1 protein-coding gene and 1 pseudogene are annotated in these 1680 nt (G+C 67.1%); one reads left to right on the plus strand and one right to left on the minus strand.

Annotated features, from left to right (window positions below):
- A partial coding sequence (locus Q1V87_RS07605) for an alpha-L-arabinofuranosidase C-terminal domain-containing protein (protein WP_300591553.1) occupies nt 1–1369 on the plus strand: 1369 nt, incomplete at its 5' end.
- A gap of 20 nt (nt 1370–1389) precedes the next feature.
- Here the strand turns inward: Q1V87_RS07605 and Q1V87_RS07610 are convergent.
- Nucleotides 1390–1680, minus strand: a pseudogene (locus Q1V87_RS07610) (threonine aldolase); the annotation flags it as partial.

Raw genomic sequence — 1680 nt, forward strand, 5'->3', positions numbered from 1 at the left:
GCGCGGCATCCGTCTCGACATCGTCGAGGCCCTGCGCGCCGTGAACATTCCGAACCTGCGATGGCCCGGCGGATGCTTCGCCGACGAGTACCACTGGCGGGACGGCATCGGCCCCCGTGAGCAGCGACCCCGGATGGCGAACACCCACTGGGGTGACGTCATCGAGAACAACCACTTCGGCACTCACGAGTTCATGGACCTCTGCGACATGCTCGGCGCCGACCCCTATGTCAACGGGAACCTCGGCAGCGGCACCGTTCAGGAGATGAGCGAATGGGTCGAGTACCTCACGCGCGATGATGACAGCCCGATGGCGCGGCTGCGGCGCGAGAACGGTCGCGATGAGCCGTGGAAGGTGCCGTTCTGGGGTCTCGGCAATGAAGCATGGGGATGCGGTGGCAACATGTCGCCGGAGCACTACGCGCAGGAGGCCCGCCGCTACGCGACCTTCTGCCGGAATCACGGCGGCAACGAGCTGACCCGCATCGCCGCCGGCGCCAACGAGGGTGACCTGCGCTGGACGCGTGCCCTCATGGAGGCGGTGAACTGCCTCGGGTGCACGAAGGACGACAACCCCGTCTACCAGGCGATCTCGTTCCACTACTACACGCACTCGGGAACGGGCATCAACACCGAGGATGCCGCGGGTTTCACCGACGATCAGTACTACCGGACCATGGCGTACGCGGCCGGGATCGAGCGGATCCTCGCGTCCCACGTCGCGCTGATGGACGCCTACGACCCGCGCGGGCGCATCGACCTCGTCTGTGACGAGTGGGGCACGTGGTGGAACGTCGAGGAGGGAACCAATCCCGGATTCCTCTTCCAGCAGAACACCGTGCGTGATGCTCTGGTCGCGGGCCTGCACTTCGACATCTTCCACCGGCACGCGCGGCGGCTGACGATGGCCAACATCGCCCAGACCGTCAACGTGCTACAGGCCATGATCCTCACCGACGGCGAGAGCCTGGTCCTGACCCCGACCTACCACGTGTTCGAGATGAACAAGGGACACCAGGATGCGTTGCAGCTGGGTGCTCACATCCTCGAGGTGCCGAGCGAGACGGTGGGGGATGAGGACCTGCCGTTGCTGTCGCTCTCGGCATCCATCAAGGACGGGGCAGCCCTGATCTCGCTCACCCACCTGGCGGCACACGACGACCTGGACGTCAGTATCGATCTGCGTGGCCGTGCAGCCTCGGTCGCCCGCGCGCGGGTGCTCACCGCCGAGACCGCAGCGGACTTCAACGACCCGAGCGCGCCCGACCGGGTCGCGCCGGTGCCGCTGGAAGCGCGAATTGCTGACGGCGTGCTCTCGGTGCGGCTTCCGGCTCACTCCTTCGCAACCGTCGAACTCGACCTCGCCTGACCGGCCCCGCGCGATTCGTCTCAGGCGTTCGTGGCGCGGGCGATTGCCTCGATCAGGGTGTCGATGTCGGACTCGGTGGTGTCGAAGCTGCAGACCCAGCGCACCTCGCCGACTGAGGCATCCCAGTCGTAGAACCGGAAGCTCTCGCGGACGCGGTCGGCGGCTCCCGCCGGCAGAGTGGCGAAGATTCCGTTTGCCTGGGTCTGCTGGGTGAACCCGACCCCGCGGATGCTGCCGGCGGCGATCGCCTCCTCGAGCCCACGCCGCAACCGCGCCGCCATCGCGTTGGCGTGCCGTGCGTTTCGCAGGAA

The organism is Microbacterium sp., assembly GCF_030149085.1.
GTDB lineage: Bacteria > Actinomycetota > Actinomycetes > Actinomycetales > Microbacteriaceae > Microbacterium.